This is a genomic window from Shewanella schlegeliana, from assembly GCF_016765635.1.
Classification (GTDB): domain Bacteria; phylum Pseudomonadota; class Gammaproteobacteria; order Enterobacterales; family Shewanellaceae; genus Shewanella; species Shewanella schlegeliana.
This window is the reverse complement of the sequence record NZ_JAESVD010000004.1, coordinates 323291-335520: the sequence shown is the minus strand read 5'-3', so window position 1 is coordinate 335520 and position 12230 is coordinate 323291. Positions and strand designations below refer to the sequence as shown.

11 protein-coding genes are annotated in these 12230 nt (G+C 44.5%); 8 read left to right on the top strand and 3 right to left on the bottom strand.

The window, feature by feature from the left end; genetic code table 11:
• Positions 1–34: 34 nt before the first annotated feature.
• Together JMA39_RS09175 and JMA39_RS09170 are read left to right on the top strand one after the other, a co-directional pair.
• A complete protein-coding gene (locus JMA39_RS09175; protein WP_202721573.1) occupies positions 35–607 on the top strand; it encodes a DUF4136 domain-containing protein in 573 nt (190 codons plus the stop codon).
• 87 nt (positions 608–694) lie between these two features.
• A complete protein-coding gene (locus tag JMA39_RS09170) occupies positions 695–1114 on the top strand; it encodes a hypothetical protein (protein ID WP_202721572.1) in 420 nt (139 codons plus the stop codon).
• 171 nt (positions 1115–1285) lie between these two features.
• Here the strand turns inward: JMA39_RS09170 and JMA39_RS09165 are convergent, their stop codons facing one another.
• Both JMA39_RS09165 and JMA39_RS09160 read right to left on the bottom strand, forming a co-directional pair.
• Positions 1286–2104: a DUF2797 domain-containing protein gene (locus JMA39_RS09165; protein WP_202721571.1), complete on the bottom strand. Its 819-nt coding sequence runs from the start codon at positions 2102–2104 to the stop codon at positions 1286–1288.
• A gap of 378 nt (positions 2105–2482) precedes the next feature.
• Positions 2483–3193 (bottom strand): hypothetical protein, encoded by a 711-nt coding sequence (locus tag JMA39_RS09160; RefSeq protein ID WP_202721570.1) that lies wholly within the window; start codon positions 3191–3193, stop codon positions 2483–2485.
• 115 nt (positions 3194–3308) lie between these two features.
• Here JMA39_RS09160 and JMA39_RS09155 point away from each other — a divergent pair, with 115 nt between their 5' ends.
• The gene (locus JMA39_RS09155; RefSeq protein ID WP_202721569.1) at positions 3309–4217 is read left to right on the top strand and encodes a LysR family transcriptional regulator; all 909 of its coding nucleotides are present in this window, start codon (positions 3309–3311) and stop codon (positions 4215–4217) included.
• A gap of 247 nt (positions 4218–4464) precedes the next feature.
• Positions 4465–5205 carry a GGDEF domain-containing protein gene (locus tag JMA39_RS09150; RefSeq protein ID WP_202721568.1) on the top strand — a complete coding sequence of 247 codons (741 nt, stop codon included), beginning with the start codon at positions 4465–4467 and terminating at the stop codon, positions 5203–5205.
• Positions 5206–5337: 132 nt separating this feature from the next.
• Here JMA39_RS09150 and JMA39_RS09145 read toward each other — a convergent pair whose 3' ends face one another.
• On the bottom strand, positions 5338–5838 hold the full coding sequence (locus JMA39_RS09145) for a glycine cleavage system protein R (protein ID WP_202721567.1): 501 nt from the start codon (positions 5836–5838) through the stop codon (positions 5338–5340).
• Between the two features lie 273 nt (positions 5839–6111).
• Between JMA39_RS09145 and JMA39_RS09140 the strand changes: the two genes are divergently transcribed.
• From JMA39_RS09140 to phoU, 4 genes are all read left to right on the top strand, one after another.
• Entirely contained in the window at positions 6112–8367 is a 2256-nt protein-coding gene (locus tag JMA39_RS09140) for an ABC transporter permease subunit (protein WP_202721566.1), read from the top strand.
• 102 nt (positions 8368–8469) lie between these two features.
• Positions 8470–10122, top strand: coding sequence for a phosphate ABC transporter permease PstA (gene pstA, locus JMA39_RS09135; RefSeq protein ID WP_202721565.1), 1653 nt, complete (start codon positions 8470–8472; stop codon positions 10120–10122).
• A 31-nt stretch (positions 10123–10153) separates the two neighbouring features.
• The gene (gene pstB / locus JMA39_RS09130; RefSeq protein ID WP_202721564.1) at positions 10154–10972 is read left to right on the top strand and encodes a phosphate ABC transporter ATP-binding protein PstB; all 819 of its coding nucleotides are present in this window, start codon (positions 10154–10156) and stop codon (positions 10970–10972) included.
• Between the two features lie 20 nt (positions 10973–10992).
• A complete protein-coding gene (phoU, locus tag JMA39_RS09125; protein ID WP_202721652.1) occupies positions 10993–11703 on the top strand; it encodes a phosphate signaling complex protein PhoU in 711 nt (236 codons plus the stop codon).
• Positions 11704–12230: the final 527 nt, after the last annotated feature.

Below are 12230 nucleotides of genomic sequence, written 5' to 3'. Positions count from 1 at the left end.
GTTGGAGCTGGATAATAAGAGGGATTTTCAACCTATGATTAAAAAATATGTGTTATTGCTACTAACAGGGCTAACGCTAATGGCTGGCTGCAGTACAACCGATAGTGCTGAAGCTGAGATGGCCTCGACACGTACGACTATGGTGACGACAGGCGATCTTGAACTGCTTAGCCACTCCACAAAAGCCTTTGCCTGGCACCCTAATATGTTTGCGGTTCACGCTAGTGATGAAGTCGATAGCCAAGCGGTGATCAAGCATATGCAAGCAGCGATTGCTCAGGTTATGCAGGCAAAGGGCTATCATTTAGCTACTGCCAATGAGAAACCGAGTGTGTTAGTTGGTTTTGGTGTGGCGCTTGAATCTGAGATGAGTGATAAAGAGATCTTGAAAAGAGCGGGTTTAGTCGCAGGTTTGTCGACCGAAGGCATAGATAAGCACTATGAAAAGGGCTCTGTATTAGTGGCGCTGTTTTCTCCCCATAATCCTATGCCTGTGTGGCGCGTTCTTGCTCAAGGCTTTACGGATCTAGATAATAGCCCTGAGAAGAGAGAACAACGTTTTGAGCGTTTGCTATCCGCTATGCTCAAGCCAGTCCCAGCGATTTAATGTTAAAGTAAACTGGAATAGGCGGATATTTCTCAATATTGCCACCGGATACGTATTGGTACCATTCTAGGTTCATAAGGATAGTAAATGATTTTACGACTCGTTAATGTCGCAGCATTGGCTCTCATCATCTTGGGCTCGTCAGCGGTACAGGCAAGTGATTGGATTCAGATCAGTGAGAAAACGGTTAACTACAAAACGGAAACCGACACTGTTACGCCTAAAAAAGCTGAAAAACAGGTTAGTCATGTAAAGCTTAAATGCGTTCAAGGCACAGTTAATATGCATAAAATCATATTAATTATGGCAGATGGTAATAGGAAAGAGGTCGACAACTTAGGCGTATTGACTAAGGGCTTATCGAGCCGCAGCATTAGCGTCCCCGATGGTGATTTAAAATCCATTGAATTGACCTACGATAGTGTCGGCAGTCAGACATTAGGAGTGGTTGGTGCGACTAAGAAAGGGAAGTTAAAGATAATGGGAAAAACCAGCAACGACGGTTAAATCGTATGTTTATATCACCCCTCATTTTGATATAGAAAGAGAAAGGCCCTGCAATTATTTATCACTAATTGCAGGGCCTTTTAGTTAACACTATGTGTTAAAAGTCATGGAGTTAATAATAGTATTCCGGCTGAGCTTCAGCTTTAAGCTAGCCTTTATCTTAAAAAAGGGCTAATAACTGACACTCACTTCATAAGAGCCAAATTTACGCACATTAATTACTCCTGTATCGAAGATCAGGTACTGGCCTTTTATACCCTTTAAAATACCCGAGACCTCAGGGTTTTTGTCAAAGTTGTGCGAGCTTATCTTGGTTGGAAACTCACTCACTGGATAGTTGATGGTTTGAATCGACTCATCGAGCTGTGATATTGCAAATTCACCGTGTTCGGCGGTGATCTCTTTTAAGCGTTCAGCTATCTGCGGAATGAGCGTTTCAGCCTGCAGTTTAAGATCCAGCTCTTCAGCGTTGCCTTTAAGCATAGTGCGCCAGTTAGTCTTGTCGGCAATCATTTTTGCCAACTCAGTTTCCACTAGGCCTGAAAGTAGGCGGGTTTCAACCTTAAAAATTGGCAGGCCTTGAGTCGCGCCCTGATCTATCCAACGAGTCGGTAGCTGCGTATGGCGTGTAATGCCCACTTTAACTCCAGAGGTATTTGACAGGTAGACATAATGTGGCACGAAGCAGTTTGCTTCACCCCAAGAGGGCTCACGGCAAGTACCAGCGGCGTAGTGGCAGGTCTCCGGCTTCATGATACACATATCGCAGCTCGCCAGTTTTTGCATACATACGTAGCAGTGGCCCTGAGAGTAGCTTTTCTTGGTTTTCTTACCACAGCTACAACAGAAGATTTTTCCAGTATGGGTGAGCGAAATTTGGTGGCCAATGAGTGGGTTGAGATCCAGTAGTTCTTCGCCAACGGGTAGTTGGTATTGCACCACTTGGTTTTCATCCAAGTAGCTGCGCATTTTTCTTAAGGTTCCAAGCATGACATTTCATTTTTTATCGGTGTTTGCACTAGTCTACCAGATTGTTAAACCAGCTTTGGAGTGGTTTTTTCGATTGCTAATGCAGGAATGCTTGATTGAAATGTTGCAAAGTAAATGATGATAGTCATGACTCAGATAATCAAAAGGCAAAGGGAACTCCATATGTTATTGATTATGGGAGCTTGGTCTTTTGGCTTAAGTATAACTCTTTAACAATACTAATCTCACCACGAAGCGCTGCACTGCCACGAAGAACACCAAGGTAAGGATAAACTCCTTAACTGGCTTGAGCTGTTGCTTTTCTTCGTGCCCTCAGTGTCCTTCGTAGTGAGTTGCTTTTGTCCATTTCTGAGACAGTCTAGCTCATCACTCAAAGCATTATTTGTGTTCGACATATATAGCAGTGCTGTGTTCGAACAGCGGCTGCTGGTTTGAGTTCTCTGCAATGCGCCATGCATAGTTGACCCGCTGGTTGCCATCGAAGAAGTTCATATCCAGAGTTAAGCCGCCAGCATGATATTTAACGGCTGCGGCAACACTGCCAAACCAAGTGTTATCTCCAGTGCAGCTTGATCTAACCGTAGTGTCAGGATAAACGTTTAACCTACACTTGCGTTCACCTTCTGGGTGATTCCAGATAGTGTAGATATTGACCCAGCCGACAGTTGGTTGCATATCTAGTACGGTGACATCGTCACTATGCGTTACATAGTATCGCACGCTTGGGTAGGGTATTAGGCGTGACTGCTCTTCTGCCTTACCAGTGATGACATGGTGCATGTCAATTGTATCTGTTTGCTTATGGATCTCATGGGCTGAGATATTCACGTTAGCCACTTGTGGCACATCGGGAATAGGCGTTATTGGCGTATCTTCCTCGTGAGGAGGTGTGTCTCCGCCACAGCCATAAGTACATGGATCCTCAATTGGCAAGCCATTATCGGGTAGAACAGGTGGCTTTTCAGGTGCGGGGACGCTGCGGTCGGGCAGGTTCGCTACTGGTGGTGGGTTATCGATTTTACTGTCACTATTACAGGCTGAGACACCTAATGACAGAAAAAGAATTAAAGAGATGTGGTTAAGTTTCATAGAGAAAGCCTTTTAGCGAATTAAAGTAATAGCACTAATTTACATTGAGAGGGAGATAAACTAAATTGACTAAAGCTTATCTCGTAGATAAGCGCTGTTTATCTTGGGAGGTGTTATGTCATTCGATAAGTTTGATCTCAATCTACTTAAAATCTTTTCTAAGGTGATGGAAACGGGTAGCTATGTGAAGGCGAGTGAAGCGCTAGAGATCTCCCCGCCTGCGGTAAGTATTGCCATGAAGAGACTACAAACATCATTAGATAAAGAGTTCTTTGTTCGAGGGGGCGGGCAGATCCAGTCTACAGCAGCGGCAAAAGCGTTCTATCGAAATATACGCTTAGAATTTTTATCTATAGAAAAAGTGATTAGGTCGTACGGAGAGTTTGAGCCTCATTCATCTAAGGTACACTTTACCTTAAGCAGCCCTGAGGAGTATAACTCTACGTTACTGTCGGCATTTGCAACTGAGGCAAACAGTGGGTTGACCTATAGTTTGAAACAGCAAGCTAGCACCGATGAAGAAGCGATCACTAGCTTACGGACACGAGCAACAGACCTAGTGATTGACAGTGTGATGTTAGCGGACAGTAGCATTGAGAGTGAGCTGCTTTTTGAAGATAGGATCGTCATAATTGCTGCAAATGCTAATCACACCATAGGTGAATCATTAACTCTTGAGCAATACCAACAATTGCCACAATCTGTGTTGAGTATGCGGCGAAATGGTAAGTTGGCTCTGGATATGTTTCGTGAAGATGAGTTCGAAATACAAAGAAATATTAGCCATGAAGCTGGCTCCTTGATGGCAAATATATTGATCGTGAGTCAAACTATGCTGTTCGGCCATGTGCCACTTAGGTTGGCTTTACGTTATCAAGACCAACTCTCATTAAAAATCATCGAACCGCCAATCAAGTTAAAGTCTGTGCCGATTATTATGCAGTGGCATAAATCAAACTCGATAGACCCTAGTCATATTTGGTTGCGTAATAGAATAAAGCAGATACTTAATAGCGTAAATTGACATTACACTTAAGAGTGATAGATAACAGAAAAGTAATTATAAATACCACAGTGGCATGAGTTGGGGTATTATCCTGCGCCACTGAGCACCCCTTCATCTATTTACTGTTATATCACCGATTTAGAGTGCTTTTATTTGAGGGGCCTCAAGGGGAAAGATGTTTTTAAATGGGCGCTTATCCTTTTAGCGTTCTTTTGTTCGATTATCGCTGACTGTTGTCGCCAGTAAAACGTTATTAGTACACAGAATGAGACAAACTATTCAAAACCTTGGGCGACTAAACACAGTCATCCTCATTACTGCTATATCGGCTTTTACCTCTGTTTTGATCACTTTTTTGGCGTTCTATCTTAGGCAGAATAGTGGCATTACCAGTATCGCTCTTTTTTTAGCAACCCTTATCCCTTTGACCGTAACACCTTTAGTTTCATGGCATCTTATTGGGCTGCTGATGAACATCGATAAGCTTGAAAAAGAGATGAGGTTATTGGCATCGCTTGATCCTTTGACCGATGTTCTCAATCGAAGAGCCTTTTTTCAAGATGCCGCACAACATATTCATCGTGCCGAGCAGGAGCGAAGAGTGGTATCTGTGATTGCGTTAGATCTGGATAGGTTTAAGGTGGTTAACGATAGGTATGGGCACAGTGCGGGTGACTTAGTGCTCAGACATTTCGCGGCAACGATTAAAGCCAACTGTAGAACAACGGATCTAATTGGTCGTTTAGGTGGTGAGGAGTTTGCTTTGTTGCTGCCAAATACATCGGCAGCGGCCGCCTATGCTCTCGCCCAGAGACTGTACCTGACACTAAGGCAGTCAGTTATTAGGCACGAACACTCAAAAATCGGCTATACCGTTAGTGTTGGGGTTATATCACTGGTTCCACGAGAAGCGGACACTATTGAGACCTTGCTCAATAAAGCCGATCGGTCACTCTATCTGGCAAAAGAAACGGGGCGAAACTGTACGGTGGTCTTTGATGGTTAAAGTGGCTAAGCTTTTATAGCCGTTGAATAAAAGAGCCTATTGAGTTTGGCTACTTTAGCCTTATCTCACCTGCGTCGGCCTAGGACTGTTAACGCTAGCCAAACTCAATACTCAGTCTGGCTAGCATTAAACTTAAGACGATAGATTATCGAGCACGACATCATCACCTATGCCGTGAAGGGCTTGAGTTAACCGCTCTTCATCCTGACTATCTTGCATGCTGACATTAAAATCGGCTCTAAAGAGTGCGATCCCAGTGTGGCTAGCGCTCTCATAGCGGGTGCTCATATGCTCAATGTTGATTCCTAGCGCGCTTATTTTATTCGATATCTCATGTACTAGCCCTGGTCTGTCATAAGCGACTAAGGAATAGCTCACATGCTTATTTTTAGTTTGAAGCTTACTGGTCTTAGCGTAGGTTAACGAGAGATCCTCTAATAACTCTAGGGTCTCGAGTAGCTCATCCCACTGAGCAGCGGGTACTTCTAAGAGCAGGATCGCGGCAAAAATCCCATCGATATGGCGTAGCTCGGAATCTAACCAATTTCCTCCGTGACGACTGACCGCATGGGCTATCTGTTCAACTAATCCCTCTCTGTCCTTTGCCTGTAAGGTAACTAGATATCTTAACATTTGATATTACTCCATTATTTATCATGCCAATTGGATTGGATTTGCTAGGTCATATAAGGGGTTTGCGTCTAATATAGCCAACATTTAAATCTGACAGCTAGTAAGTCAACCTTTGTAACACTAATGTCATTTTTGCGTCATATAATGGCACCACATTAAAATACGCGTGCTTGGAATTCGTTCTAGGAAAACTCACTAAACCTTAGTGTTAGCATAATCGTTAATACAATCCCAGTTAAACTTTAACTGGCTAAAGAATAATCGAGGTTCTTAATGGAAACTCAGGTCTCTCAGCCTGGAACTGCTGCAAAAAGCCTATTGATCAATAATGGTTCTACACGTAGAGCTATCAAGGATAAGGCTGCCCAAATTGGGGTGACAGTGGGCGGAACCATGGTGTTTGTTGCGCTGATCTTGATCTTCTTTTATCTACTGTATGTGATTAAGCCTATCTTCGATAGCGCAGAAGTTACGCCGGTTATTAGTGCTGAATTTCATGACACCATGCCTGCACTCATGGTGGGCACTGATGAGCAGAACGCGATTATGTACCGAGTATCACAGTTGGGTAAGGTCGATTTTTATGATACTCAAACCTCTCAGTTATTAAGAACCGAGCAGATCAACACGCCTGCGGGTGTTCATGTCGTTAGTAGTGCGTCGGCGGTAGCCAGCGAGCAACGCTTTGCGCTTGGTCTAAGTAATGGTGAAGTGATTGTCGCAGGTGTTGAGTTTGGCGTCACTTATCCAGATAACCAAAGGTTAATTACGCCAAAGTTACGTTTCCCTAACGGTAACCAAGCATTAATGGTCGATCCTCAAGGGCGCGCTTTGAATCATTTAGTATTTGATTACAGCAGCGACAAAATGAGTTTCGTCTATCAAACCGACGATAAAGTTTGGCACCTGTCTCGCCAAGAGGGCGAGGAAAACATGATGACCGAAGAGGTGGAGTGGCTTGCTTACAGCAGCATTATTCCAGACTCACCGGTTAACGTTCAGCAGCAATTGATGACACCTGATCAGCGCCAGTTAATTTTAAGTTCTGATAACAAGTTATTTATCTACGATATCCGTGACGCAGAGGAGGTGAACTTAAGTCAGGTTCTGCCTCTGTCCCGCGCCCAAGCCAAGGTAACCAATGTCAGTCTTTTAGCGGGTGCAAGTTCATTACTTGTTAGCTATGACTCAGGCTTAGTGCAGCAATACTTTCAGGTCAATGGCGAGCATGGTCGGCAATATCAAGAGATCCGCAACTTTAAGCTAGATGGTGATATTCAAAGCGTCGCTTCGGAGTTTTATCGTAAAACCTTCGTGACAATTACCAGTGAGGGTGAGCTGAGCCTGCTGTATACCACCAGTGAAAAAGAGCTGTTTTCAGAGAATATGGGATTAACAAACCCTGGTACGGTTGGTTTTAGCCCGCGCTCAAATGCCTTGGTCGTCGAAGCCGATGGTAAACTTAATCTATTTAGCGTCTCCAATACTCACCCTGAAGTGTCGTGGAGTGCGATGTGGCAGAAGGTGTGGTACGAAGGTTATCCTGAGCCTAAGTATGTGTGGCAGTCGACGTCTGGTTCAGATGATTTCGAAGCTAAGCTGAGTCTGATGCCACTTGCGTTTGGTACCATGAAAGCAGCCCTTTATGCCATGTTGTTTGCCACCCCGCTGGCAATAGCTGGCGCCGTGTATACCGCTTATTTTATGTCGCCTAAGGTCCGCGCCATCGTTAAGCCGACTATCGAGATCATGGAGGCGCTGCCAACGGTGATTCTGGGTTTCTTAGCCGGTCTTTGGCTAGCACCACTGATAGAAGATAACTTGCCAGGGATCATGACCCTACTGGTGTTACTGCCTGTCTCGATTCTGACCACTGCATTTGCTTGGTACAAGTTGCCAGGAAAGTGGAAGCAGCGTCTACCGGATACCTATCAAGAGTTGATGTTGCTACCTGTGATAGTCTTCGTTGGTTGGTTCTCGTTTGCGATTAGCCCAACGCTTGAGCTTGCACTATTTGATGGTGATACACGTATGTTTATTACCAACGAACTCGGCATTACTTTTGACCAGCGTAACGCTTTGGTTGTGGGCATTGCCATGGGCTTTGCGGTTATTCCTACCATCTTCTCTATTGCTGAAGATGCGGTGTTTTCAGTGCCGCGTCATCTTTCAAACGGTAGCTTGGCACTGGGTGCTACGACGTGGCAGACCCTAACCCGTGTGGTGCTGCTAACGGCAAGTCCGGGGATTTTCTCTGCGGTGATGATGGGGCTTGGCCGCGCGGTGGGGGAGACCATGATTGTACTCATGGCGACAGGTAATACTGCGATTATGGAGTGGAGCGTGTTCGAAGGTATGCGAACGCTCGCTGCAAACATTGCAGTAGAGATGCCAGAGTCGGCTATCGGCAGCTCCCATTACCGAGTGTTGTTCTTGGCCGCCTTCGTGCTATTTATCTTCACCTTCCTCTTCAATACGATTGCAGAGGTGGTTAGGCAGCGCCTACGTGAACGTTACAGCTCGCTGTAAAGCCGATAGTTATGGATGATAAGAAAATGACGTTAACTATGGATTCTTCAAACATGAGTTTCATCAATACCAGTTCACCAGCCACCATAAGAGGTTCTGTTAATGGGTAAGTGGTTTAAATCTGGCTCTCCTTGGATTTGGATGACCAGCGGTGCGGTAAGCGTGTGTTTGATTGCGGTGCTAGGGCTGTTGTTACTGATTGCCTGGCGCGGCCTGAGTTACTTTTGGCCTGCCGACATCTATCAATGGGAGATGAAGAATCAACAGGGCGAACGTTATACCTTAATTGGTGAGGTTTACGATAAGGAGGAGGTGCCGACTGAGCGCTTGTTAGCTGCGGGACATAAGTTTGATACCCAAGTCGGTGAAACGGTGACGCGCTACCTTATTAAAACGGGTAACCGTGAGTTTGTTAGCCTAGATTTTCGCTGGATTTTGGCAACCAATATTATTTCACGAAGTCAGCCAAAAAATATTGCCGTTATCGAGCGCAGTAAAAATGGTGACTTCTATGGTTACCCTGTAGCGATCATCGAAGATGGCGTGCGTTTAACATCGCAAAATATTGAAGCGGATTTTCAGGCCTATATTGAACGCGCAGTCGAGCTTAACGATAGGGCATTAGCGCTACAAAAAGGTGCTATTGGCTCGATTAACTATGAGCTTGAAAACCTGCGTTTAAAGTCTCGTCGTTACGAGTTAGATAACGCGTTAACTGAGAGCCGTAAGACTGAAATAGAAGCAGAACGCGCCAAATTAAATGCAGAATATCAGTTGGTCGAAAAAGAGTTTTTCGCACTAAAGAACGAGGCGGCAAGAGACTCGGTCATTATCCGCGATATGCGCGGCGAAGAGGTGGTATTAAAGTTAGATACACTTTTGGATGTGACCTATGCCAACCGCCTAAGTTTGTTAGGTAAAGTCGGTCAATGGTTTATTGGTGTAGGTAAATTTGTCAGTGATGACCCACGTGAAGCCAATACCGAAGGGGGAGTATTTCCTGCGATTTTCGGTACCGTTTTTATGGTGATGCTGATGGCGGTTATCGTGACACCATTTGGGGTTGTCGCGGCTATCTATCTACACGAATATGCTAAGAAAGGCCCGGTCACTAAGATGATCCGTATCGCGGTGATCAACTTAGCGGGTGTCCCGTCGATTGTTTACGGTGTGTTCGGTCTAGGCTTCTTCGTCTATATGTTTGGTGGCACCTTAGATCAGCTCTTCTACCCTGAAGCATTACCTGCACCAACGTTTGGCTCGCCTGGTGTAATTTGGTCAGCTTTGACCCTAGCCATTTTGACTTTACCGGTAGTGATTGTATCAACGGAGGAGGGATTGAGCCGTATTCCAAGTTCGGTTCGTCAAGGTAGTTTGGCATTGGGGGCAACCAAAGCCGAAACCTTATGGCGCATTATCATTCCTATGGCGAGTCCAGCAATTATGACCGGTTTGATTTTAGCGGTTGCGCGTGCAGCGGGTGAGGTTGCGCCCTTGATGTTGGTTGGCGTGGTAAAGCTTGCGCCGACACTGCCAATTGACATGAACTTCCCATTTGTGCACCTAGAACGTAAGTTCATGCACTTAGGTTTTCACATCTATGATGTAGGCTTTCAAAGTCCTAATGTAGAAGCGGCGCGCCCCTTGGTATACGCCACTTCATTTCTTTTGGTCTCGGTAATTGTGGCGCTTAATTTAACTGCCATTGGTGTACGAAACCACTTACGCGAAAAATATCGTTCGCTTGAGCATTAATTGACGATTATCCTAAGCAGTAGGAAAGAACATGATTTCAATAGATCAATCGGTAATGAAGACGGATATGCTAGACCTAGAAAATTTAACCAGCGAAGAAACAGCGTTAGAGATCCGTAACTTAGATCTTAAATATGGTGACAAACAGGCACTATTTGATGTGTCGATGAAGATCCCTAAGAAAAAGGTCACCGCATTTATTGGCCCAAGCGGTTGTGGTAAATCGACATTGCTGCGCTGCATTAACCGTATGAATGATTTAGTCGATAACTGTCACATCGATGGTGAGATATTGCTTCACGGTCAGAATATTTACGACAAAAGAGTCGATGTTGCAGCACTGCGTCGTAACGTAGGCATGGTGTTTCAGCGCCCAAACCCTTTCCCTAAGTCTATCTATGAGAATGTGGTCTACGGTTTGCGCCTTCAAGGTGTGAATAATCGTCGTGAACTCGATGATGCAGCAGAGCGTTCACTGCGCGGCGCCGCGATTTGGGATGAGGTTAAGGACAGGCTACATGATAATGCCTTCGGCTTATCGGGTGGTCAGCAGCAGCGTTTGGTGATTGCTCGTGCCATTGCGATTGAGCCTGAAGTACTGTTACTTGATGAACCCACCTCGGCGCTGGATCCTATCTCAACATTGACTATTGAAGAGTTAATTACCGAACTTAAATCAAAATATACCGTGGTCATTGTGACCCATAACATGCAGCAGGCTGCACGTGTGTCGGATCAGACGGCATTTATGTATATGGGTGAGCTGATTGAATATGCCGATACCAACACCATCTTTACCACACCTCGGCAGAAGAAGACCGAAGATTACATTACTGGCCGTTACGGTTAATAGAGATAGGATCGACAATGATGGAAAACATAAATTTAAATAGACATATCTCTGGTCAGTTTAACGCTGAGCTTGATGACATTCGTAACCGTGTATTGGCTATGGGCGGCTTGGTTGAACGTCAGCTTGAGCAGTCACTCGATGCCTTAAGTGCGTTGGATGCCGAACTTGCCCAAAAGGTGATTGAGGGCGATCACAAGGTTAATGGCATGGAAGTGGCTATTGACGAAGAGTGTACGCGCATCATAGCCAAGCGTCAGCCTGCGGCGAGTGATTTACGCTTAGTATTGGCTATCTCTAAGACGATTACTGATCTTGAACGTATTGGCGATGCCTGTGTAAAGATTGCTAAGGCGGCGATGGATAAGCGCTCTAAGAATCAGCAGCCATTGTTGGTGAGTATCGAAAATATGGGACGTCATGCTACGCGTACCTTACATGCAACCCTCGATGCATTGGCGCGTATGGATGCCGATGTCGCGTTAGAGCTTCATAAAGAAGACGCTAAGTTGGATAAAGAGTATGAAGGCATTATTCGACAGTTGATGACCTATATGATGGCGGATCCGCGCTCGATTCCAGAAGTACTTGATGTGCTTTGGGCTGCTCGTGCCGTTGAGCGCGTTGGAGACCGTTGTCAGAATATTTGTGAGTACATTATTTACTATGTTAAGGGTAAAGATGTACGCCATATCTCCTATGAAGAGATGGAAAAAGATCTAAAGCGTTAGTTTATTTAGAACTTCTGTTTTTTATTTGTTTAAATGTTAAAAAAATGGCGTCGAGATGGAGTTCACACTTTTTACTAAATGTTGATTTAAGTTATACAAAAAAGCAGCGATAAGCTGCTTTTTTTGTTTTTTGGATCTAGACGAAAACAATAACTCGGGAAATAATGTATAGTGCAAGTGAAAATTGTGTTGTTATAACCTGTGAGCTAAATCCTATTAAATAGCTGAACCAAGCCGACATTCGGCGTTCCGGTGTTGGGCTATTCAATGTGATTTATGTGCCTTTCAGTGTAAGTAAGTGCTTATCTTTTATTAGCTTGAGATACATAAGCCTAAGCCATTATTTACCATGATGGGTGTTAGATGTTAATTAATCAAAAGTCTCATCTATATTCAAGATAAGCCTCTAGGTTTTATAAACATTCTTAAGGTGAGTATCATTAACGGGTTTAACTATAAAAAAATAACCCCGTCAGTGTATTCTTATTATTAACTGATACACCGCTAATTTGTGGCTTGCCGACCTA

Excerpts from the sequence above, each read along its gene's own strand:
- JMA39_RS09175 (WP_202721573.1), top strand. The coding sequence starts at position 35 with ATGATTAAAAAATATGTGTTATTGCTACTAACAGGGCTAACGCTAATG.
- JMA39_RS09170 (WP_202721572.1), top strand. The coding sequence starts at position 695 with ATGATTTTACGACTCGTTAATGTCGCAGCATTGGCTCTCATCATCTTG.
- JMA39_RS09165 (WP_202721571.1), bottom strand. The coding sequence starts at position 2,104 with ATGCTTGGAACCTTAAGAAAAATGCGCAGCTACTTGGATGAAAACCAA.
- JMA39_RS09160 (WP_202721570.1), bottom strand. The coding sequence starts at position 3,193 with ATGAAACTTAACCACATCTCTTTAATTCTTTTTCTGTCATTAGGTGTC.
- JMA39_RS09155 (WP_202721569.1), top strand. The coding sequence starts at position 3,309 with ATGTCATTCGATAAGTTTGATCTCAATCTACTTAAAATCTTTTCTAAG.
- JMA39_RS09150 (WP_202721568.1), top strand. The coding sequence starts at position 4,465 with ATGAGACAAACTATTCAAAACCTTGGGCGACTAAACACAGTCATCCTC.
- JMA39_RS09145 (WP_202721567.1), bottom strand. The coding sequence starts at position 5,838 with ATGTTAAGATATCTAGTTACCTTACAGGCAAAGGACAGAGAGGGATTA.
- JMA39_RS09140 (WP_202721566.1), top strand. The coding sequence starts at position 6,112 with ATGGAAACTCAGGTCTCTCAGCCTGGAACTGCTGCAAAAAGCCTATTG.
- pstA (WP_202721565.1), top strand. The coding sequence starts at position 8,470 with ATGGGTAAGTGGTTTAAATCTGGCTCTCCTTGGATTTGGATGACCAGC.
- pstB (WP_202721564.1), top strand. The coding sequence starts at position 10,154 with ATGATTTCAATAGATCAATCGGTAATGAAGACGGATATGCTAGACCTA.
- phoU (WP_202721652.1), top strand. The coding sequence starts at position 10,993 with ATGGAAAACATAAATTTAAATAGACATATCTCTGGTCAGTTTAACGCT.